Origin of the sequence: Nonomuraea sp. AD125B (assembly GCF_041402765.1) — a bacterium.
Lineage (GTDB): Bacteria > Actinomycetota > Actinomycetes > Streptosporangiales > Streptosporangiaceae > Nonomuraea > Nonomuraea bangladeshensis.
On the sequence record NZ_JBGLOU010000001.1, the window covers coordinates 291,949 to 312,525 of the forward strand.

Consider the following 20,577-nt stretch of genomic DNA (forward strand, 5'->3'; position numbering starts at 1 on the left):
GCGGCCTCATGGGCTCCCGGACGGCTCCGGGACGGCGTCGGACGCGGGCGGGCCCTGGCCGCGGAGGCGGTCCATGTCGCGGGCGGCCGGGTGCAGCCCCGCGAGCGTGGTGGTCAGCCCGTAGACCACGCCGCAGGCCACCAGCACCGGCGCCAGCCCGGCCGCCGCGACCGTCGCGCCGGCCAGCACCCCGGCGACGGGAATCCCGGAGAAGGCTAGCGACGTCTGCAATGCCCCCACCCGGCCGAGCAGGTCGCGGGGCACCCGTTCGTACGCGACCGCCCCAAGGATCGGGTTGAGGAACCCGCCGCAGAACCCGCCCACCCCGAACACCGCCATCACCGCCCACACCGGCACGCCGTCCACGGCCAGGATCAGGTACTGCGGCGGCCCGGCCACCAGGAACGCGGCGAAGAACACCGGCCGCCGCCGCAGCCGGTGCGCCAGCCCCGCCGCCACCAGCCCGCCCCCGATCGCGGTCAGCCCCATGAAACCCCGGCTGAGACCCCAGATGGCGGGCCCGTGGCCCGACCCCTCGGCCCACACGGGCCCGAGCACTTGGGCGTAGGCCGCGTCCAGCAGGTTCGTCACCGCCACGGTGGCGATCAGGACGAGCAGCAGCGGCTGCCCCCGCAGGAACGTCCACCCCTGCCCGAACCGCCGCCAGTACCCGCCGTCCTCCCGATCGGGAGAGGCGGGGGCGCGGTGGCCCATGCCGCGCGGCAGCGCCCAGGCCACCACCACCGAGCCCAGCGCGAAGCACGCGGCGCTGACCGCGAGCCCGGCAGGCGCGCCCACCGCCGCGACCGTCGCGCCGCCCGCGACCGGCCCGACGAGCTGGGCCAGCCGCTCCACCGCGCCCATCAGCCCGGTGGCCCGCTCCAGCGGCACCCGCCCCCGGTCGGCCGCCTCGGGCACCATGATCGACTTGGCCAGGTCGCCGGGCCCGCGCGCCGCCCCGATGACCGCGACCAGCCCGGCCAGCACGCCAAGCGGCAGCAGTGACAGCGCGTGCAACAGCGCGATCGCCCCGGCGGCGCCCGCGCTCACCACGTCACCGGCGAGCGACACGCGCCGCGGCCCGATCCGGTCGAGCAGCGGCCCGGCCATCAGCTTGACCACCACGTACGGCGCCATCTCGGCGAACGCCACGACACCCGTCCAGACCGGGCTCCCGGTGGTCACCAGCACGAACCAGGGCACCGCGATGGCCGACACGCGCGTGCCGGTGAGCGACACCGCCACGGCTGCCAGCACCCCTGCGAGCGGCCTGGGCAGCGCCGTCGCGGCCATCAGCCCTCCTCGGGCCCGTCGTCCGTCCCGTCGTCCGTCCCCTCGTCGAGCTCGGGCAGGATCTCGGTGATCAGCACGACCCGCCGGGCTCCCGGGGGAGCCTCCTCGCCGTCGCGCCGGTAGCGGGCGATCACCTCGCCCAGCTCCTCCCGCAGCCGCCACCCCTCCTCCTCGGTGAGGCGCAGCGCGAAGGAGCTGAGGTCGAGCACCCGCCGCCAGCCGTGCGGCATGGTCTGCAGCTCGTTGAGCGCCTGCTGAGTGCGCAGGTTGTACAGGGCCGCGATGGAGCGCATGTAGGCGTGCACGGCCTCCGGCTCGGCGTCGGTGAGCCCTTCGTCGGTGAGCCGGGTGACGCGGTGGACCGAACGCCACCAGCGCTCCCGGGCGTTGCCGCGCTCGGCGTCCTCCTCCACGAACCCGGCCGCGCCCAGCTTGCGCAGGTGGTAGCTGGCGGTGCCGGAGTTGACGCCGAGACGCTCCGCGAGGCGGGTGGCGGTCGAGGGGCCGTGCTTGCGCAGCAGCTCCACGAGCTGGACGCGGACGGGGTGGGCGAGCGCCCGCAACCCTTTGGCGTCGAGGACGACGACGCCGCTCTCCCGGGGATCGGCCATGGCCCCACCCTAGACCGCAAACACTTCTTCGCAAACACTTCTTCGCGAAGAAGTGTTTGCGGTCTACGGGATCAGGGCGTGACCTCGGGAGCGACCGGCACCACCGTGAGCCGGGCGCGAGGCGCGGCGACGGCCTGCGCAGGGGCCTCCGGGACGGATGGCTCGGCGGGCGGCTCGGCGGGCGGCTCGGTGGGCGGCTGGGCCGTACGTGGGACGTAGGTGCCGTCGCGGCGGGCCAGCAGCTCGGCCAGCAGCGCGTCCCACTTGCGCCCGACCGCCTCCACGCTGTACGTCTCCGCCTTCTCCAGCGCGCCCGCGCCCAGGTCGCGGCGGAGCTGCTCGTCCTCGATGACCCGGATGATGCCGGCCGCGAGGTTGGCGTTCGTCCGCGGCTTGATCAGCAGCCCGTCCACCTCGTTCTTGATCATCTCCTTGGGGCCGTGCGGGCTGTTGAAGCTGACGATCGCCAGCCCCTTGGCCATGGCCTCCAGGACCGTCATGGGGAAGCCCTCGTGGCGCGAGCTCATCACGTACACCGACGCCTTCTCCAGCTCGGCACCGACGTCGGTGGTCGGCCCCGGCAGCTCGACCTTGTCCTGCAGCCCCGCCTCGGCGATCTGCGCCCGCAGGTTGTCCTCCTGCGGTCCGGCGCCGAAGATGCGCAGCTTCCAGTCGGGGTGGGCGGCGGCGACGGTCTCCCAGGCGGTGATCAGCCGGTGGAAGCCCTTGATCCGGGTCATGCGGCCGACCGCGACGGCGACCTTGGCGTCCAGCTTCGACGGGTCGCCGGACATCGGCGGCACGGCGTTGGGGATGCGGGTGAGTTTGCGCGGCTTCTTCGGCAGCGCCTCGCGGTAGTCGTTCAGGTCGGCCCTGGTGAGGGTGACGAGGGCGTCGAGGCGGCGGTAGCGCCACTTGATGAGCTTCTGCACCGGCTCGGGCTGCGTGCGCAGCGCCACGTGCTCCTGCCCGATCGTGATCACCCCCGGCAGGGCTAACTGGGCCATCACGAGGTTGAGCCCCGGACGGGTGCCCATGAGCACGCCTGTGTCGAGCGACCGGATGTAGCGGGCGAGCTGCAGGTCGGTCCACATGTTGAAGCGGTGGTAGGCCGACTCCTCCTGGGGGATCAACCGGCTCGGCCGCTTCGACAGCAGCGCGCGCAGCGGGTTGCGGCTCGGCCGCAGCCGGTCGTCCAGGAAGCGGAAACGCACCCGGGGATCGATGGGGAAGAACGGCTCCTCGGCCTCCTTCAGGATGCTCACGATCTCCACGTCGTGCTCCTCGGCCAGGTAGCCGGCCAGGTTGAACACGGTCCTGATCGTGCCGCCCATGCCGTGGGCGTGCAGCAGCAGGATGTGGATCCGCTGCGTCGAGGGGGGCGGCGCGCTCCGCGCCTTGCGCCGGTTGTACCCCCGATAGAGCCGCAGCGCGGCCGATCTGCCCTTGCGTGCGAGTGCGCGCACCGTACGGGTCCCCCTTGAGAACGAGAAAGCGATCAACAACACTTCACGGCCGTACGCGAGGTCGTGTAGCCCTTGCGCCGGCCGGCGTTCACCTGAGCGGTCTTGCGTGAGCGGGAAGCACTGTCAGCCCCGGTGTGCTTTCCTCACCTATGATCATTAGACGCCGCAGGGGTGACTAAGGTTGCATACGCGGCCGATGCCGCGGATCGGGCGTGTGCGGGGGATGCTCGGCCAGCAGCTCCAGCGCCACGTCGATGGCCCGTTCGAGCTGGGTGTCCACGCCGCGCGCGTAGTCCTGCGGGGTGATGTCCACTTCGATGTCGGGGTCGGTGCCGTAGTTCTCCACCTGCCAGCCGACGTCGTCGAAGGCGAAGGAGAACTCCGGCTGCGTCGTCACCGTGCCGTCGGCGAGCTGGTGGCGCGGCCAGATGCCGATGACGCCGCCCCAGGTGCGTTTGCCCACCAGCGGCCCCAGCTTCAGCAGCTTGAAGGTGTGGCTGAAGATGTCGCCGTCGGAGCCCGCCCACTCGTTGGCGATGGCGACCAGCGGCCCGCGCGGCGACTCCGGCGGGTACGGCTCCGCCGCCCCCCACCGCGGGTAGTCGTAGCCGAGCCGGCGCCGGGCCAGCTTCTCCAGCAGCAGCGCCGAGACGTGACCGCCGCCGTTGAAGCGCACGTCCACGACCAGCGCGTGCCGGTCGTGCTCGGCGAGGAACCCCCGGTGGAACTCGCCGAACCCGTCCGGCCCCATGTCGGGCACGTGCAGATAGCCGACCCGGCCGCCGGAGCGCTGGTGGCAGCGGGCCCGGTTAAGGTTGACCCAGTCGCGGTAGCGGGCCGGCTGCTCGTCGGCCAGGGTCCGCACGGTGACCGCGAACACCTTCTCGCCGCGCCGCAGGGTCAGCTCGACCTCCTCGCCGGCCTGGTTGACCAGGCGCTCGTTCGGGGTCGCGACGCCGTCGCCGATGGGCGCGCCGTCGATGGCCAGCACCGCGTCGCCGGGGCGTACGTCGAGGCCGAGCCGGTTGAGCGGCGAGGTCGCCTTCGGGTCCCACGGGTCGCCGGTGACGAGGGAGGCGATGTGGTAGACGCCGTCGCGGCGCTCCCAGTCCACGCCCAGCTTGCCCTGCGTGTAGTCGGGGCCGGGGCGGTACTCGCCGCCGCTCTCGTAGGCGTGGCTGGTGGCCAGCTCGCCGTGCAGCTCCCACAGCAGGTCGGAGAACTCGCCCCGGGTCGTCACCCGGTCCACCAGCGGCTGGTAGCGGTCGTACACGGCCGGCCAGTCCACCCCCGCCATGTCCTCGGTCCAGAAGTTCTCCCGCTGCAGCCGCCACGCCTCGCGGAACATCTGCCGCCACTCGGCCTCCGGGCACACCGACACCTTGATCCGCGACAGGTCGATCCAGCCGCTCTCGCGCCCCGGCCGGTCGTCGTCGTGGCCCGGCACCTCGCCCGCCTTGACCACGCGCAGCCGCGAGCCGGTCCGGTACAGCAGCGTCCTGTGGTCGCGGCCCAGCTCGAAGTCCGTGACGCCCTCGGCGAAGGTCTCGTTGTCGTTCTTGGCGAAGTCGTACAGGTGCAGGACGTTGTCGCCCTCCACGGGGCTGGTGAGGACGAGCGCCTTGCCCTTCAGCCCGGCCACCCGCTCGTAGCGGCCCTCGGGGAGCGGGAAGGCGGTGACCCGGCGGGCCAGGCCGTCCACGTCCACGCGCAGCGCCTCCGGCCGCTCCTCGCCGCCCTCCTCCTCGTCCCCGTCCTCGTCGTCGTCCTTCCGCTCCAGGGGACGCTGGCGCGGCACGAACGGGTCCGGCACGTCGGCGCGCAGCGCCACCACGTACGGGCGGGTGCCGAGCGGGAAGCCCAGGTCGAACTGGAGCTGGTCGTAGACGGGGGAGAAGGTCCGCTGGCCGATGAAGTAGAGGTAGCGGCCCTCGGGGTCGAAGGCCGGCATCGAGTCGATCAGCACCGGCTCGGTCGCCTGCACGGTCCGCCCGCTCTCCGGATGGTGCAGCTTGATCGCGGTGGTCTGGGCGTTGAGCGGGGCGGCGTAGGCGAGCCACGAGCCGTCGGGCGACCAGGCGGGGTCCTCCGGCGAGCCGTACGGGTTGGCCTCCACCAGGTCGCAGCGGCCCGTGGCGAGGTCGAGCAGGTGCAGCTCGTAGCGGTGGTTGACCACGGCCACCCGGTCGTGCGCCGGGTCGGGCACCAGCGCGGTGATCCGGCCCAGCCGGGCGACCTCCGTGCCGGGGCCGCCCTCTCCGCTCTCCAGGACGACCAGCCGCTCCTCGTCGTCGTCGTCGCTGGCCGCCGCGATCAGCCGTACGCCGTCGTTGAGCCAGGTCAGGAAGCGGTAGCGGACGCCGTCCTCGGCGCCCTGCCGGCGTACGGGGCCCTCCCAGCCGGCCATCGTGTACGCCTTGCCGCGCGCGGTGATCGCCAGCGCGCTGCCGTCCGGGCTGAGCGTGGCGCTCTCCAGGTAGTCGGCCGCCTCGACGAAGCGCCGGTTGCGCTGGGTGCGCGAGCTGGCCAGCGCCACCTCCAGCCGGCGCGGCCGCTCGCCGGGCTCCAGCAGGTAGAGGTCGGCGCCCGCGTGGTAGACCAGCCGGTGACCGTCACCGGACAGGTTGCGGGCGTAGTAGTCGTCGTGATGGGTGAGCTTGCGCAGGTCGCCGCCGTCGGGCAGGCACGAGTAGACGTTGCCGACGCCCTCGTGGTCGCTGATGAAGCACACCCGCCCGCCGCTCCAGCAGGGGGAGGCGAGGTTGCCCGGCAGCCGGATCAGCCGCCGGAACTCGCCCGCGCCGGTGGGGTCGATCCACAGGTCGCCGACCGTGCCGCCCCGGTAGCGCTTCCAGCGGGCCGGGTCGGCGGTGTTGCGGCCGAGCACGATCATGCCGCCAGGGCCGTGGGCGATGGAGTTCGCGGGACCGTACGGCAGCCGCTCCGGCACCTCGCCCGGCGCCACCCGGTGCAGCCACTTGCGTCCCTCGAACGGCTGGGACTGGTCGCTGGCGTAGAGGATGCGGCCCTCGGGGTCCCAGCCGGTCACCGTGCAGCGCGCGCCGTGGAAGGTCACCCGGCGGGCCGCGCCGCCGGACGCCGGCATGACGTAGACCTCCTCGGGGCCCTCCTCGCGGCCGACGAAGGCGAGCTGGTCGCCACGGGGGGAGATGCGCGGATAGCCGGCCTCGGCCAGCCCGGCGGTGAGGCGGAAGGCCCGGCCGCCCTGGGCGGAGACCATCCACAGGTCGTCCTCGGCGGCGAACACCACGACGTCCTGGAACACGGAAGGGAAGCGCAGGTAGGCGGACATCGCGGCAGCTCCACGGTCGATGCGACAGCCGGGAGCCGGGCTCCCGGCTGTCCGATCATGTCACCATAGATCAGCTCTCGTCGGAGCCCTTCCTGGTTTCTTTCTTCGTCTCCTTGGCCTGCCGGCTCGTCTTGATGGCCTGCTTCTTCGACTTGCCCGACTTCGTGGCAGGTTTCTTCTTCGTGTCTGCCATTGGAATCCCCCCTGTACGGACAGAGCGCACGCGATGATTCGTGCACCAAGCTCATTGCTACCCATTTGTGCACGAAACCCGACATGCCGCCTATATGCGCCCTCACAGCAGCCGAAGCTGCTCAGGCGGCGAGTCCTGCCCCAGACCGTGCTCCGGGCCGTGCTGCGGGCCCTGTCCTGGGCCGTGCTGCGGGACCGGGCGGAGCCGGCGGCGGCGGGCCGACGCCGGGACGCCGCGGCCGACGCCGTAGCGCTCCGCCAGCTCGCGCACCTGCGCCGTGATCCGCGCCTGGTATGCCTTGGGCGCGTAGGCGCCGCGCCCGTAGAGCTCCAGGTAGCGCGGCACCAGGCGCGGGTGCTCGCGGGAGAGCCAGCGCAGCCACCACTCGCGGGCCCCCGGCCGCAGGTGCAGCACCATGGGCGTCACGTAGGTGGCGCCCGCCTCGGCGACCGCCTTGACGGTGCGTTCGAGCTGGGCGGGGGAGTCGGTGAGGTAGGGGAGGACCGGCGCCATCAGCACCCCGCACGCGATGCCGTGGTCGTTGAGCGTGCGGCAGACCTCCAGGCGGCGCAGCGGGTGGGGCGCGCCCGCCTCGACCGCCCGCCAGGCCTCCGGATCGACGAACCCGGCCGAGACGGCGGCGCTCACCTCGGTGACCTCGGCCGCCTCGGCGAGCAGGTCGAGGTCGCGCAGGATCAGCGTGCCCTTGGTGAGGACGGAGAACGGGTTGGCGGCCTCGCGCAGCGCGGTCAGGATGCCGGGCATCAGGCGGTAGCGGCCCTCGGCGCGCTGGTAGCAGTCGACGTTGGTGCCCATGGCGATGTGGTGGCCGCCCCAGCGCGGCGAGGACAGCTCCCTGCGGGCCAGCTCGGCGGCGTTGACCTTGACCACGATCTTGGAGTCGAAGTCCGCCCCGGAATCCAGATCAAGATATTCGTGCGTTTTCCGGGCAAAACAGTAAACACATCGATGGCTGCAGCCGCGATAGGGGTTGATCGTGTACTCGAACGGCACGCGACTGGCGGCCGGCACGCGGTTGACGATCGAGCGGGCCTGGATCTCGTAGAAGGTCATGCCCTGGAACTCGGGCGTGTCGAACGTCCGCGTGACCGCTCCGCGAGCGAACAGCGGGACGGACGGATCGGCCTCACCATCGGCGGTCAGGCGCAGGTTGTCCCAGCGCATGCCATGATTAGAACAAAAGTTCGAGCTTGATCGCAAACCGAAAAGAGGGTGCAATTACCTGGTCAGGCCGTGGCTAATGATCTTCATGGTTGGGCAGGAAGAGGCCACAGAGCTTGCGTTCCGGAGGTGCACGTATGGCCTGGTCGCAGGACGAGGAGCGGATGCTCGCCCAGATCGAGCAGTACCTCGTCGAGGATGATCCGCGACTCGTCGCACGGCTCGAGTCGTTCAACGAACGAGTCCGTCGCAGCGAGGCCAGGTCACAGGGGCAGCCCGGCGCCTGGCGCCGGCCGCGCCGCTCGACGGTCATCATCCTGGTCAGCTGGGTGCTCATCGCCACGCTGGTCTCCACACTCCTGATCATGGTCTTGCACAACGAGCCCGCCGCGGGGCTGTCGCTGGGCGCGGTGCCCGGCGAACCGGCAGCCGAGCTCGCCACCGACACCGCCCCGATCCCCGCCTCGGCGGGGGCTCACTGACGCCCTCAGCGCGCTGTCCGGTCCAGGCCCGGTAAGGGCTCTCTGCCGCCCTCAGCGCGCTGTCCGGTTCAGGCCCGGTAAGGGCTCTGTGCCGTCCTCAGCGCCGTTCCGCCCAGGCGCGGCGGATCTCGCCGTAGCCGAGCACGGTGATCCCTTCCTGCCGCAGCAGTTCGCGAGCCTGCGGCGAGGTCAGGAACTCGTGGTCGCCGCTGCGCACCCGCCACCCGTCGGGGTCGGCGGCCTGTGACGCGGGCCCGCCGAGGCCGGGGTGCACCGCCCACTCGCTCAGGCCGGGCGGCAGCTCGCGCAGCGCGCGGGCGTACGCCTCGGCCCTGCCCTCGACGTCCAGGGCGAAGCTGTCCAGGAAGTCGTGGTCGAGCGCGGGCAGCCCGCGGGCGCGCAGCAGCTCCCGCGACGGCTCCAGCCAGGCCCGCACCGCTAAGCCGTGCTCGTCGGCCAGCTCCAGAGTCAGCTCGAACACGTCCTGACGCCCCCCGTCGGCCAGGCAGTGCCAGTCCAGGTGCGAAGGCTCCAGTCCCGCGTCCAGCACGGCGCGCAGCTGCGCCCGGAACTCGATCTCGTCCAGGCGGGCGCGAGCCAGCACGCCGGGAGCGTCCTCGAAGGAGGGGAACCCGCCGGCGGCGTCCAGCAGCGACGGGATCAGCGCCCGCGGGGCGAGCGGGCCCCACGGGTGGCCTGGCTGCTCGCACACCAGCGTCAGATGGACGCCGAACGGGATCTCCGGCCGCTCGCGCAGCAGCGCCATCGCGTGCGCCGCGCCCGGGCAGGGCGTCATGAGGCTGCACGAGGCGGCGAGGCCGTCCTCGATCGACCGGATGACGGCCTCGTTGACCTCGGAGTGGAGTCCGAAGTCGTCGGCGTTGACGATCAGCAGGCGCGCCTCGGGCGGGAATCCCGGCAACGAGGCGGACGGTCGTGCAGTCATCTCCTCACCATGATCGTGGTGAACGTCCTGCACAACCCGTTTTCATGACGACGTCGTCGCGACGCGGATCTCCGGCTCGTGGCGCACCGGGAAGTTCACCGAGGAGGCGATGAAGCAGGCCTTGTGGGCGTCGGCGTGCAGCGCGGCGGCCTTCTCCGCCATCTCCGGGGCGGCCACCGTGACCTCGGGACGCAGCACGACCTCCGTGAAGTGGCCGCCCGCCGCGGTCTGCTCCATCGTGCCGCCGGCGCGGTCGACGTACGCGGTGACGACGACCCCGTTGACCGCGCACAGGTGCAGGTAGGACAGCATGTGGCACTGCGACAGCGCCCCGACCAGCAGCTGCTCGGGGTTCCAGCGGGACGCGTCGCCGCGGAAGGCCGGGTCGGAGCTGCCGGGGATGACGGCGGCCGGGCCGTCGGCGGACAGCTCGTGGTCGCGGGCGTAGTCGCGGTAGCCGCTGGTGCCGGTGCCCTTGTCGCCGGTCCAGGTCACGACGGTGGCGTAGGTGTGGTGGCGGTTCATGGGCGCTCTCCCTCGGATCGCGGTTCATGTGCTCGGCTCGTGGTCGTACGGGTGTCCAGGACGTGGGCGCGGGCGACGGCGGCGGCCTCCTCGGGGCGGCCCGCCGTGATCGCGGCGAGCAGGTCCTCGTGCTGCGCGGAGACGTACGCGTGCCGGTCGGGCGGCGCCAGCGAGCGCAGCGTGGACACCTGGATCTGGTCCCAGACGCGCTCCAGCGTGCGCAGCGCCAGGGCGTTGCCGGCCAGCTCCGCGATCGTCTGGTGGAAGCGGCGGTTGAGCGGCACGGCGTCGGCCAGGCGCCCCTCGGCGGTGGCGGCCGCCGTGCGCGCCGCGACGTCGTGCAGCGCGCGCAGGTCGGCGGGGGCGATGCGGCCCTCGCGCTGCCGCACCGCGGCCAGCTCGGCGGTGAGCGCCTCCAGGGCGGCCCGCACCTGGTAGGCCTCGTTCAGGTCGCCCTCCTCCAGGGCGACGACCGTGACGCCGCGCCCGGCCGGCCGGACCAGGCCGTCGGCGGCCAGCGCCCGCAGCGCCTCCCGTACGGGGGTCCGGCTCATCCGCAGGCTCGCGGCCACCTCCATCTCGGTGAGCCGCGCGCCCGGCGGATAGGCCCCGCCGAGAATCAGCTCCCGCAACCGGTCGCACGCCACATCGGTCTGCATGGGATGGATCTTAGCCCTTTGCATACATTGCATGCAAAGCGCGGACCATTGCCAGAAAATACTCGTAGACGTATACTCGCAAACGAGTAAAGGAGAACGAGATGGCGAAGCGGCGGCCCGTACGCAACCTGCTGGGACTGGCCGTGCTCACCGTGCTCGTGCAGCGCCCCATGCATCCGTACGAGATGGCCTCGGTCCTGCGGGCCCGCGCCAAGGACCGCGACATGCGGATCAAATGGGGCTCCCTCTACACGGTGGTCGGCAACCTGGAGAAACACGGCCTGATCGCCGCCGTGGAGAGCAACCGCCAGGGCGCCCGCCCCGAGCGGACCGTCTACCGCGTCACCGACGCCGGCCTCGCGGAGGCCGCCGACTGGACGCGGGAGCTGCTCGCGGCCCCCGCGGACGAGCCGTCGGCGTTCGAGGCCGGGCTGTCGGTCCTCGGCGGTCTCGGCCCCGACGAGGTCGCCGAGCTGCTGCGGCGGCGGCTCGCCGTCCTGGAGCGGCACGTCGCGGCAGGCCGGGACGAGCTGGAGCGCGACGGGCGGGAGGTGCCCCGGCTGTTCCTCCTGGAGGCCGAGTACGCGCTCGCGATGCGGCAGGCCGAGGCCGCCTGGGTGCGCGGCCTGCTCGCCGAGCTCACGGACGGCACGTTCCCCGGCCTGGACGCCTGGCGCGCCTACCGCGAGACCGGCCGGCTCCCCGACGACGTGGCCGCCGCGGCCGAAAGGGGACGCCTGGACGACTGAAGCAAGAACCCGGCGGCGGTGCTGGCACACCGCCGCCGGGGTGACCTCGCATCCGACAGACCCGCGGCGCGGACCCCCGGCCACGAGGTGGCAACGGCAACAATAGCCGGGCTCCCCGCCGCGGTCCCGACCATGGGGAGCGAACATGATCACACTTGACCGCGTGACGTCGCAGGACGGCACGGAGATCGCCTACCGCCGCCTCGGCGGCGACGGCCCCGGCCTGGTGCTGCTGCACGGCGCCATGCAGACCGGGCAGGGCAACATCGAGCTCGCCGAGGCCCTGTCCGGCGCGTTCACCTGCTACGTCCCCGACCGGCGCGGCCGGGGCCGCAGCGGCCCGGCAGGACCCCGCTACGGGCTCGCCCGCGAGGTCGAGGACCTCTCCGCGCTGCTCGCCGCGACCGGCGCCGAGCACGTCATGGGCGTCAGCTCGGGCGCCATCGTCGCCCTGCGCACCGCACTGGCCCGCCCCGAGCTGCGTACGGTCATCGCCTTCGAGCCGCCCCTCGACCTCGACGGCTCCAACCCGACCGGCTGGCTGGAGCGCTTCGACAGGGAGCTCGCCGCGGGCCGCGTACCCGCCGCGCTGGTCACCGGCATGCTGGGGACCCGCATGGGCCCGGCGTTCCTCGGCCTGCTGCCCCGGCCCCTGCTGGAGGCCATGACCACCGCGATGCTCAAACGGCAGGACAGGACGGCCGCCGACGGCGAGCCGACGTTCCGCGAGCTCGCGCCGACCCTCCGCCAGGACGTCCAGGTCGTCGCCGAGACCGCCGACGACCTCGACGCCTACCGCCGGGTGCGGGCCGAGGTGCTGCTGCTCGGCGGCACGAGGAGCCCCGCCTACCTCAGGAACGTCCTCACCGCCCTGCGCGGAGTGCTGCCCCGCTGCCAGCGTGTGGACCTGCCCGGCCTCGACCACAGCGCCACCTCGAACGCCGCGATGCGCGGCAGGCCGGAACAGGTCGCGGCGGAGGTCCGCCGCTTCCTGCGGCCGGCCGGTTAGAGGTTCTTCAGGAAGGTGGCGGCGACCGGCGCGGCCACCGCGCCGCCCCCGCCGCCACCCTCCACGATCACCGCGAACGCCACGTCGCCCTTGAACCCCATGAACCAGGCGTGGGTCTCCAGCTTGTCGCCGACGTTGTACTCGGCCGTCCCGGTCTTGCCGCGCGTGCCCGCGGGCAGGCCGGCCTTCTTGGCGGTGCCCTTGGTGACGACGGCCGCCATCATCGTGTGGAGGCGGCTCTTCACCCCGCCGGGCAGCTTGCGCTCGGCCGCCTTCTGCTTCAGCGACGGCACCAGCGTCGGCGGACGCCACGTGCCGTCGGCGATGGCGGCGGCCACCGAGGCGATCGACAGGGGGCTGGCGGTGATCCTGGCCTGCCCGAACGACTCCGCCGCGAGCTCGGCGTCCGACTCCGGCTTGGGGAAGCTCGCCGGGGTCGCCGGGACGCCGATGTTGAGCGGCTGGTTGAAGCCGACCGCCTCGGCCGTCTTCAGCAGCTTCGTCCCGCCCAGCTTCGACTGGGCGAGCGGCGCGAAGGTCGTGTTGCACGAGTGGGCGAAGGAGTCCAGGAACGACAGCGAACCGAACGCCTCGTTGTCGGAGTTGCGGATCTTCAGGCCGCCGACGGTGGCGTACTCGGGGCAGGTGACGGTGTCCTCGGGCGACAAGCCGGCCGCCAGCAGCCCGATCGCGGTGACCGCCTTGAACGTCGAGCCCGGCGGATAGCGGCCGTCCAGCGCCCGGTTGAACCCGCCGCGGTTGTTGACCACCGCCAGGATCTCCCCGGTCGAGGGCCGGATCGCCACCATGGAGGTCGGCTTCTCCACGTCCTTCACCGCGGCCACGGCGGCGGCCTGGGCACGGGGGTCGAGCGAGGTCTTGACCGGCTCGCCCTCGGCGCCCTCGATGGTCTCCAGCGTCTTGCCGCCGAGCTTGATGTCGGTGGACGGGGTGCCGGCCAGCCGCTTCTGGAACGTCTCCTGCAGCCCGCCGCGGCCGATCGCCTGGCCTGTCTTGTAGGCCGAGCCGAGCTTGGCGACATCGTCCTTGGAGGCCTTGTCCAGGTAGCCGACGAGCTGCTGCACCGAGCCGCCGGCCGAGCCGTCGTCGATGCGCCCGCCGTCGGCGTCGGTGATCTCCGCCCGCTGCGGCCAGCGCGTCTTGACCGAGAACGTGGCCCCGTCCGTGAGCTGCGGATGCAGGGCCGTGGGCGACCAGTCGACCTTCCAGGTGCGGTCGGCCACGACCAGGTCGAGCCGGCCGTCGTAGGACCAGTCGCCGATGCTCTTCAGCTTCAGCGTCACGGTGTAGGGGACTCGTGCCTTGCCGTCGCCCTCGGTCACCTGGCCCAGCCGGACCGAGGTGCGCTCCACGCCGAGCGCGGTGCGCTGCTGCTCGTAGACGCCGAGCTGCTGCGGTGTCGCCAGCTCCCTGGCCATCGCGGCGGCGTCACCGGACTGCCAGGCCGCGACGAACCGCTGCGCGGTGCCGGCGGGAGTGCCCCGGGTGTGCAGCACGTAGTAGGCGCCGCCGGCCGCGGCTCCCACCGCCAGCACGGCCGCGGTGGACACGATCGCGATGGTCCGGCCCCGTGCCACCGATCAGCCCCCCGCCTCCGCCGACGTCGTGCGGGCCACGGTCGCTCCGTCGGCCCCCTTGACGCTGGAGGCGTAGACGGGCACGTATTCCTGCCCGGAGAGCCGCTGGATGGCGGCCATGACCTCGTCGGTGACCCGCCGACGGTCGCGGGCGCTGCGGTAGTCGCCCTCGAAACGCATCGGCTCGCCGATCGCGATGCCGATCCGCGCCGGGCGCGGCACCTTCGAGCCCAGTGGCAGCACCTTCTCGGTGCCGCTGAGCGCCACCGGCAGCACCGGCGCGCCCGTCTTCAGCGTCAGCCAGGCCACGCCGATCTTGCCGCGGTAGAGGCGGCCGTCGGGGGAACGGGTGCCCTCGGGGTGGATGCCGAACAGCTCGCCCCGCTCCAGCAGCGCCGCTGCCTCCTCCAGCATCGCCTGACCGGCGTGGGCGCTCTCACGATCGATCGGCAGGCTCCGCCCGATGCGCATGAAGAAGCCGGAGATCGGGTTGCCGTCGAAGTACTCGTTCTTCGCCGTGAACGTCACGTGCCGCGGCAGCAGCGCGGGCAGCAGGAACGAGTCGAGCACCGACAGGTGGTTGGCGGCCAGGATCCCGGGCCCGCTCCTCGGTACGTGCGCCGCGCCGGTGATGTGCGGCCGGCACATCGCGTGCGTCAGCGGAGCGGCGGCGAACTTGACCACTTCGTAAAGCAACAGGCTCTCCTGGATCATCGGGCGTTCGGCCACCCACCATAGAGCAGGCGCTCCGCCGGTGAGCGGAGCGCCTGGAAAGATTGAGGCCGATGTGGCGGTCGCCTCCTCGGCGAGGTGCACAACACGGCTCCAGCCGAACGGTATTCCGTGAAGGCGGTAATTTGCGGCCCGGGGGACACTGACCACATCGGCCTCTTGATGCTAACGGACGTTCGGGGCCCGCTATTCCACCGGCTCGCCGACGGCGTGGTCATGTCCGCGTCCAGTGCGGCTGGACGACGTCGAAGACCCGCTGCTCGCGCCCCCGCAGGGCCACCTCGGCGAACTGCCACAGAATCGCCCCCGTGGGCGCGTGGATCACGATGGACGGCCCCAGCGGCATCTGCAGCAGCTCGCCCTCCCACCGCGGCACCCCCGGCGCCAGGAACCACTCCAGCGGCACCTCGTGCACCGACGCCACCTCACGAGGATCGGCCACCGGCCGCTGCCGGCCGCCGAACGCCACCACCGGCGTGATCACGAACCCCGAGTCGGTGACGAAGTCGTCGAGCAGCCCCGCCACCTCGACCCCGGTCAGGCCCGTCTCCTCGGCCAGCTCGCGCAGCGCCGCCTCCACCGGCTGCTCGCCGTCGTCCAGCCGGCCGCCGGGCAGCGCCCACTGCCCCGGGTTGCGGCCCCGCGAGGCCCGCTTGATCACCACCGTGTACGGGACGCCGCCGGGGTCCTCCAGCACGCACACGGTGACGGCGGCCCGGCGCACGCCGCCCACCGGCGGCACCTCCCGCCGGTCGAACGCGGCCAGCCGGGCGGCCACCTCCTCGCGCAACACGTCGATCGGCGACAGCACCCGTACATGATCTCACGCCCGCCCCGCGTGCGGCGGGACCTGACGATCAGGCGTCTCACCCGACGCTCTCCAGCACCAGCGTCAGCACCGTCCCCGCCCCCATGCCCGCGCCCGCGGCCAGCGCGGCCCACCTCCCCAGGCGCTCGCCCCGCAGGTGGCCCACGACGCCCAGGACGATGCCCGCCAGCCCGAACAGGACGGGCGCGTACAGCACGGCCACCGCCGCGCACACGCACCCGAGAACCGACGGCACCTGATCGACTCCCCGGCGCCGCCGCGCGGCGTCGTCCGGGGGCGGGTCGTCGGGGTGGGGCACCGGGCGGGCTCCTTCCGGCGGGGACCTCCATCACACACCTCCGCCAGGGCCTTGTCAGCCCGTTGTCCCCGTGCGGGCGAGCTGGGGCGGGAGCGGCCGCGCGTGGACGACGTCGAGCCGGGACACGGCCCGGGTGAGCGCCACGTACAGCCGGTTGAGCCCGCGCCGCTCGCCCTCGGCGATGGCGGCAGGCTCGGCGACCACCACGTGGTCGTACTCCAGCCCTTTGACCAGCGACGCCTCCACCACGCTGAGCCGGTCGCCGAGGTCGAAGCCCTCCTCACGCAGCGCCGCGGCCAGCTCCGCGGCCCCCGGGTCGGCGGCGATCACCCCGATCGACCCCTCGAACCCGTACGCCTCCCGCACCGCCGCCACCACCCCCTTCCCCAGCTCCTCGACGGCGGTCACCCGCACCCGCCCGTCCGACCGGTACGACCGCGTCGGCGGCACGTCCGCCTCCAGCGACTCCAGCAGCCCGTTGGCCAGCTCCACCACGGCCCCCGGCACCCGGAAGCCGGTCGTCAGCGCCACGACCTCGCCCTCGGGCTTGCCGAGCAGCGCCATCCGCTCCGGCCACGAGGCCGCCGCCCACGGCGTGGTGCCCTGGGCCAGGTCACCGAGCACGGTGAGCGAGCCGTGCTCGCTGCGCCTGGCCACCGCGCGGCACTCCATCGGGGACAGGTCCTGGGCCTCGTCCACGATGACGTGGCCGTAGCCGCGCGGCCGTTCGATCAGCCCGGCGATCTCGTCGAGCAGCACCACGTCGGCGGCCGTCCATTTCGCGCTCCTGGGGCCGCGCGGGGGCCTGGCCCAGGTGATCGCGGCCCGTTCCGCGTCGGTCAGCACCCCGCGCGCCGGGTCCGCGCCGTCGTCCGCGCCGTCGTCCGCGGGGCCGCTCAGGACCTCGTACAGGACCTCCTCCGGCTTGACCGGCGGCCAGAGTGCGTCCAGGGCGGGGGCGAGCGCGCGGGCCGTCCTGCGGCTCCAGGCGGCGTTGACGGTGACGCCGCGGGCCTCGGCCTGGCGGCGGACCGCTTCGAGCGTCCGCGCGTGCACGCGCTCGCGGCCCACGCCGTACGGGAGCGCGGCGCGGCGGGCGTCGTCCACGATGCGGCGCAGCTCGTCCTCCCCGACCCGCCACCGGTAGGAGCCGTCGGCCACGGTGACCGGCTCGACCGGCTTGCGTATGCGCCCGTACAGCGCCCTCCGCAGCACCTCCGCCATGCGGGCGTCGTGCTTGACGGCCGCCGCCTCCTCGCCGTCGGCGGCGGTGACGGGCACGGTCGCGAGCAGCCGCTCCAGCGTGGTCTGCTCGACGTCCACCTCGCCGAGCGCGGGCAGGACGGCGGAGATGTAGCCGAGGAAGGCGCGGTTGGGGCCGAGGACGAGCACGCCGCCGCGTTCCAGCCGGCGGCGGTGCGCGTAGAGCAGGTAGGCGGCCCGGTGCAGGCCCACCGCCGTCTTGCCGGTGCCCGGCGCGCCCTGGACGCAGACGCTCACGTCGAGGCCGGCGCGGACGAGGTCGTCCTGCTCGGGCTGGATGGTGGCGACGATGTCGCGCATGGGGCCGACGCGGGGGCGTTCGATCTCGGCGGCCAGGAGGCGGCCCCCGCCCTCCTCGCCCCGGTCGAGCCGTTCGTCCTCGTACGAGGTCAGCGTCATGCCCGACCACCCGAACCTGCGGCGCACCGCGACGCCCTGGGGATCGCGGGCCCCGGCGCGGTAGAAGGCCCGCGCGACCGGCGCGCGCCAGTCGATCACGACGGGCGGGCCGCCGTGCTCGCCGGTGATGTGCCGGCGCCCGATGTGGTACGCGCGCCCCCGGTGCTCGGCCGAGTCCGCGCCGAAGTCGAGGCGGCCGAAGAACGGCGGGCCCTCCGGCTCCTCGCTCAGCTCCTTGGCGAGGCTCTTGAGGTGGCGGCCCAGCCGCTCGGCGCTGTAGCGGTCGCCGGCCACGGTCTCGCCGACGATCACGTTGTCCCGCGCGCCCTCCAGCATGCGGCGGAGGCCCGCCCGGCAGCGTTCGACGTACGCGCGCTCCTCGTCGAGCGTCCCCATCGCGCCTCCTCAGAGTGTTAACTCGGTCAATATTTTGACCAGGTTAACACCTTGCTAGAGTTGGCGCCGTGACGGGACTCCGGGAGCTCCAGCGGCAGCGCGTGCGTGAGGCCATCTCCGCCGCGGCGATCGGGCTGTTCCTGCAGAGGGGCTTCGACGAGGTGCCGGTCACCGAGATCGCTGCGGCGGCCGGGGTGTCCAAGCCGACGCTGTTCAAGTACTTCCCGGCCAAGGAGGACCTCGTCCTGCACCGCATCGCCGACCACGAGGGCGAGTCCGCCCGCGTGGTGCGGGCGCGGGCCGAGGGGGAGACGCCGCTGGAGGCGCTGCGCCGCCACTTCCTCGACGGGCTCGCCCGCCGCGACCCCGTCACCGGGCTCAACGACCACCCCGAGGTCATGGCCTTCCACCGCATGGTGTTCTCGACGCCCAGCCTCCAGGCGCGGATGTTCCAGCAGATCTCCCGCGACGAGCAGGCGCTCGCCGGCGCCCTCGTGGAGTCGGGCGGGCTGGACGACCTGACCGCCGCGCTGCTCGCCGCCCAGACGCTGGCCGCGCAGCGGGTGCTGTCCCGCCGCATCTGGCAGTGGCTCGCCGATGGCCGTCCGCTAGCCGAGGTCGAGCCGGAGGCTATTGATGCCGCGAACCGGGCATTCTCCTTGTTGACGATTAATGGTTATTAATCCGGTAATGATGCTTTCCGCTGTACGCGAGAAAGCCGGTGTTCAACCAGGTCGTCCAAGGTGCGCTTGATATTCTGAACAACGCCTTGACGATGTGCATCGTCATGCAATGAGCGTTGCGGGTTTCTTTACCAGAAGGAGTGACAATGGAAGGCCCATTTACGGATAAATGCGATTACCCAGTGATTGTGAAGGATCACGGATCGTGACCGCCATCCGGCTCTCCTTCGCCTGGGAGCGGCTGCGCGCGGTCCTGCCCGACCCCGCCGGCCTCGTCGCCATGACCCGCACCCCGCGCCGCGACCTCGTGGCCGGGCTCACCGTGGCGATCGTCGCCCTCCCGCTCGCGCTCGGCTTCGGCATCAGCTCCGGCATGGGCGCCGAGTCCGCCCTCGCCACGACCATCGTCGCCGGAGCGCTCGCCGCCTTCTTCGGCGGCTCACGGGTCCAGGTGTCCGGCACGAGCGGCGCCATGACCGTCATCCTCATCCCGATCATGAGCACGCACGGCCCCTCCGGGGTGCTCGCCGTCGGCGTGCTGGCCGGGCTGCTGCTGATCGTGCTCGCGCTGGCCCGCGCGGGCCGCTGCATCGCGCTCGTGCCCGCCCCGGTGGTGGCCGGGTTCACCGTGGGCGTGGCCTGCGTGATCGGGCTGCAGCAGCTTCCCACCGCACTCGGCGTGCCGGCCAGCGGCCACGACAAGGTCGCCGTCGTCGCCTGGCACGCCCTGCTCGACTTCCTGGCCCGCCCCCACTGGTGGGCCATGTCCGTCACGATCGCCGTGGCCGCCGTGCTGCTCGTGGGGGCGAGCCTGCGGCCCACGGTGCCGTTCTCGCTGCTCGTCGTGGTCGTCACCGCCGTCGTCGCCGAGACGGCCGAGCTGCCGCTGGCCCGCATCGGCACCCTGCCGACGGGGCTGCCCGCGCCCTCGCTCGGCTTCCTCGACGCCGCCGTGCTGCCGTCGCTGGTCGGGCCGGCCGTCGCGGTGGCCGCCCTCGCCGCGCTGGAGTCCCTGCTGTCGGCCTCCGTCACGGACGGCATGACGCGGGGTCCCCGGCACGACCCCGACAGGGAGCTGTTCGGGCAGGGGGTCGCCAACCTGGTGGCGCCGATGTTCGGCGGCATGCCCGGCACGGGCGCGATGGTCCGCACCGCGGTCAACGTGCGCGCCGGCGCCCGCTCGCGCCTCGCGGCGATCTCGCACGCGGGCATCCTCGCCGCCATCGTCTACGCCGGGGCCGAGCTGGTGTCCAAGATCCCGCTCGCCGCGCTGGCCGGCGTGCTGCTCGCCACGTCCATCAGGATGATCGAGGTCGGCACCGTGCGCGCCTTGTTCCGCTCCACCCGGTCCGACGCCGTCGTCCTGGTGCTCACCGCCGTCGCCACGCTCATCCTCGACACGGTGCTCGCCATCGTCGTGGGGCTCGTGGTGGCGGGGGCGCTCGCGCTGCGCCAGCTCGCCCGCAACACCCGCCTCGACCCCGAGCCGCTGCGCCACGAGGAGCACCTGCAGCACACCGAGGACGAGCACGCGCTGCTCGCCGAGCACATCGTCACCTACCGGCTGGCGGGGCCGCTGTTCTTCGCGGCGGCCCACCGGTTCCTGCGGGAGCTGTCGGCGGTGACCGGCGTGTCGGTGGTCGTGCTGCGCATGTCACGGGTCACCGGCATCGACGCCAGCGGGGCGCTGGTGCTCGGCGACGCCATCGAACGCCTCGAACGGCGCGGCATCCTCGTCTACGTCTCCGGCATCCCGGACGGCCACCACCAGCCGCTGGAGGCGCTGGGGGTGATCGCCCGGCTCAGCGAGGCCGGCCAGGTCTTCGCCACCACGACGGAGGCCATCGCGGCCGCCCGCGACCGCCTGCGCAACACCGGCGTCCTGCCCCGCCTCGCCGGCTGACCCGTCCGCCCCTGCCCCGGGCCGCCGGGGCAGGGGGCCGGGGCAGGG

Annotated in this window: 19 protein-coding genes; 5 read left to right on the forward strand and 14 right to left on the reverse strand. The window is 73.0% G+C overall.

Annotated features, from left to right (window positions below; translation table 11 throughout):
* Window positions 1-6 precede the first annotated feature (6 nt).
* From ACBR40_RS01310 to ACBR40_RS01335, 6 genes are all read right to left on the reverse strand, one after another.
* Window positions 7-1,293 carry an MFS transporter gene (locus ACBR40_RS01310; protein WP_371247051.1) on the reverse strand — a complete coding sequence of 429 codons (1,287 nt, stop codon included), beginning with the start codon at window positions 1,291-1,293 and terminating at the stop codon, window positions 7-9.
* Entirely contained in the window at window positions 1,293-1,904 is a 612-nt protein-coding gene (locus ACBR40_RS01315; protein WP_371247052.1) for an ArsR/SmtB family transcription factor, read from the reverse strand. The genes ACBR40_RS01310 and ACBR40_RS01315 overlap by 1 nt, the downstream gene beginning before the upstream one ends.
* 71 nt (window positions 1,905-1,975) lie before the next feature.
* On the reverse strand, window positions 1,976-3,370 hold the full coding sequence (locus tag ACBR40_RS01320; protein WP_371247053.1) for a glycosyltransferase family 4 protein: 1,395 nt from the start codon (window positions 3,368-3,370) through the stop codon (window positions 1,976-1,978).
* Window positions 3,371-3,545: 175 nt separating this feature from the next.
* The gene (locus tag ACBR40_RS01325) at window positions 3,546-6,683 is read right to left on the reverse strand and encodes a S41 family peptidase (RefSeq protein WP_371247054.1); all 3,138 of its coding nucleotides are present in this window, start codon (window positions 6,681-6,683) and stop codon (window positions 3,546-3,548) included.
* A 70-nt stretch (window positions 6,684-6,753) separates the two neighbouring features.
* On the reverse strand, window positions 6,754-6,876 hold the full coding sequence (locus tag ACBR40_RS01330) for a hypothetical protein (protein WP_281249613.1): 123 nt from the start codon (window positions 6,874-6,876) through the stop codon (window positions 6,754-6,756).
* Between the two features lie 102 nt (window positions 6,877-6,978).
* Entirely contained in the window at window positions 6,979-8,061 is a 1,083-nt protein-coding gene (locus tag ACBR40_RS01335; RefSeq protein WP_371247055.1) for an Rv2578c family radical SAM protein, read from the reverse strand.
* Window positions 8,062-8,195: 134 nt separating this feature from the next.
* Between ACBR40_RS01335 and ACBR40_RS01340 the strand changes: the two genes are divergently transcribed.
* Window positions 8,196-8,540 carry a DUF3040 domain-containing protein gene (locus ACBR40_RS01340; protein WP_344215384.1) on the forward strand — a complete coding sequence of 115 codons (345 nt, stop codon included), beginning with the start codon at window positions 8,196-8,198 and terminating at the stop codon, window positions 8,538-8,540.
* Between the two features lie 97 nt (window positions 8,541-8,637).
* Here the strand turns inward: ACBR40_RS01340 and ACBR40_RS01345 are convergent, their stop codons facing one another.
* The 3 genes from ACBR40_RS01345 to ACBR40_RS01355 are packed head-to-tail and all read right to left on the reverse strand — an operon-like array spanning window position 8,638 to window position 10,670.
* Window positions 8,638-9,486, reverse strand: a complete 849-nt coding sequence (locus tag ACBR40_RS01345) for a polysaccharide deacetylase family protein (protein ID WP_371247056.1) — start codon at window positions 9,484-9,486, stop codon at window positions 8,638-8,640.
* A 42-nt stretch (window positions 9,487-9,528) separates the two neighbouring features.
* Window positions 9,529-10,011, reverse strand: coding sequence for an OsmC family protein (locus tag ACBR40_RS01350; RefSeq protein ID WP_344215380.1), 483 nt, complete (start codon window positions 10,009-10,011; stop codon window positions 9,529-9,531).
* A complete protein-coding gene (locus ACBR40_RS01355) occupies window positions 10,008-10,670 on the reverse strand; it encodes a GntR family transcriptional regulator (RefSeq protein ID WP_371247057.1) in 663 nt (220 codons plus the stop codon). The genes ACBR40_RS01350 and ACBR40_RS01355 overlap by 4 nt, the downstream gene beginning before the upstream one ends.
* 101 nt (window positions 10,671-10,771) lie before the next feature.
* On the opposite strand from ACBR40_RS01355, the gene ACBR40_RS01360 reads away from it, so the two are divergent.
* Window positions 10,772-11,419, forward strand: coding sequence for a PadR family transcriptional regulator (locus ACBR40_RS01360; RefSeq protein WP_344215376.1), 648 nt, complete (start codon window positions 10,772-10,774; stop codon window positions 11,417-11,419).
* A 145-nt stretch (window positions 11,420-11,564) separates the two neighbouring features.
* Window positions 11,565-12,428 (forward strand): alpha/beta fold hydrolase, encoded by an 864-nt coding sequence (locus tag ACBR40_RS01365; protein WP_371247058.1) that lies wholly within the window; start codon window positions 11,565-11,567, stop codon window positions 12,426-12,428.
* On the opposite strand, the gene ACBR40_RS01370 is transcribed toward ACBR40_RS01365, so the two are convergent.
* From ACBR40_RS01370 to ACBR40_RS01390, 5 genes are all read right to left on the reverse strand, one after another.
* Window positions 12,425-13,999: a penicillin-binding transpeptidase domain-containing protein gene (locus ACBR40_RS01370; protein ID WP_371247059.1), complete on the reverse strand. Its 1,575-nt coding sequence runs from the start codon at window positions 13,997-13,999 to the stop codon at window positions 12,425-12,427. The genes ACBR40_RS01365 and ACBR40_RS01370 overlap by 4 nt on opposite strands.
* 30 nt (window positions 14,000-14,029) lie before the next feature.
* Entirely contained in the window at window positions 14,030-14,722 is a 693-nt protein-coding gene (locus ACBR40_RS01375) for a lysophospholipid acyltransferase family protein (protein ID WP_371247060.1), read from the reverse strand.
* A gap of 250 nt (window positions 14,723-14,972) precedes the next feature.
* Window positions 14,973-15,569, reverse strand: a complete 597-nt coding sequence (locus tag ACBR40_RS01380) for a CoA pyrophosphatase (RefSeq protein ID WP_329575683.1) — start codon at window positions 15,567-15,569, stop codon at window positions 14,973-14,975.
* A 55-nt stretch (window positions 15,570-15,624) separates the two neighbouring features.
* Window positions 15,625-15,885, reverse strand: a complete 261-nt coding sequence (locus tag ACBR40_RS01385; protein WP_371247061.1) for a hypothetical protein — start codon at window positions 15,883-15,885, stop codon at window positions 15,625-15,627.
* Between the two features lie 54 nt (window positions 15,886-15,939).
* Complete coding sequence (locus tag ACBR40_RS01390; protein WP_371247062.1) at window positions 15,940-17,943, reverse strand: ATP-binding domain-containing protein; 2,004 nt, start codon at window positions 17,941-17,943, stop codon at window positions 15,940-15,942.
* A 68-nt stretch (window positions 17,944-18,011) separates the two neighbouring features.
* Between ACBR40_RS01390 and ACBR40_RS01395 the strand changes: the two genes are divergently transcribed.
* Window positions 18,012-18,626, forward strand: coding sequence for a TetR/AcrR family transcriptional regulator (locus ACBR40_RS01395; protein WP_371247063.1), 615 nt, complete (start codon window positions 18,012-18,014; stop codon window positions 18,624-18,626).
* 205 nt (window positions 18,627-18,831) lie between these two features.
* A complete protein-coding gene (locus ACBR40_RS01400; RefSeq protein ID WP_371247064.1) occupies window positions 18,832-20,529 on the forward strand; it encodes a SulP family inorganic anion transporter in 1,698 nt (565 codons plus the stop codon).
* The last annotated feature ends 48 nt before the right edge of the window (window positions 20,530-20,577 follow it).

What these genes read in the sequence shown, in the direction of transcription:
- ACBR40_RS01350 (WP_344215380.1), bottom strand. Translation starts at nt 10,011, where the DNA reads ATGAACCGCCACCACACCTACGCCACCGTCGTGACCTGGACCGGCGAC.
- ACBR40_RS01360 (WP_344215376.1), top strand. Translation starts at nt 10,772, where the DNA reads ATGGCGAAGCGGCGGCCCGTACGCAACCTGCTGGGACTGGCCGTGCTC.
- ACBR40_RS01390 (WP_371247062.1), bottom strand. Translation starts at nt 17,943, where the DNA reads ATGGGGACGCTCGACGAGGAGCGCGCGTACGTCGAACGCTGCCGGGCG.
- ACBR40_RS01310 (WP_371247051.1), bottom strand. Translation starts at nt 1,293, where the DNA reads ATGGCCGCGACGGCGCTGCCCAGGCCGCTCGCAGGGGTGCTGGCAGCC.
- ACBR40_RS01340 (WP_344215384.1), top strand. Translation starts at nt 8,196, where the DNA reads ATGGCCTGGTCGCAGGACGAGGAGCGGATGCTCGCCCAGATCGAGCAG.
- ACBR40_RS01335 (WP_371247055.1), bottom strand. Translation starts at nt 8,061, where the DNA reads ATGCGCTGGGACAACCTGCGCCTGACCGCCGATGGTGAGGCCGATCCG.
- ACBR40_RS01315 (WP_371247052.1), bottom strand. Translation starts at nt 1,904, where the DNA reads ATGGCCGATCCCCGGGAGAGCGGCGTCGTCGTCCTCGACGCCAAAGGG.
- ACBR40_RS01345 (WP_371247056.1), bottom strand. Translation starts at nt 9,486, where the DNA reads ATGACTGCACGACCGTCCGCCTCGTTGCCGGGATTCCCGCCCGAGGCG.
- ACBR40_RS01365 (WP_371247058.1), top strand. Translation starts at nt 11,565, where the DNA reads ATGATCACACTTGACCGCGTGACGTCGCAGGACGGCACGGAGATCGCC.
- ACBR40_RS01330 (WP_281249613.1), bottom strand. Translation starts at nt 6,876, where the DNA reads ATGGCAGACACGAAGAAGAAACCTGCCACGAAGTCGGGCAAGTCGAAG.
- ACBR40_RS01325 (WP_371247054.1), bottom strand. Translation starts at nt 6,683, where the DNA reads ATGTCCGCCTACCTGCGCTTCCCTTCCGTGTTCCAGGACGTCGTGGTG.
- ACBR40_RS01355 (WP_371247057.1), bottom strand. Translation starts at nt 10,670, where the DNA reads ATGCAGACCGATGTGGCGTGCGACCGGTTGCGGGAGCTGATTCTCGGC.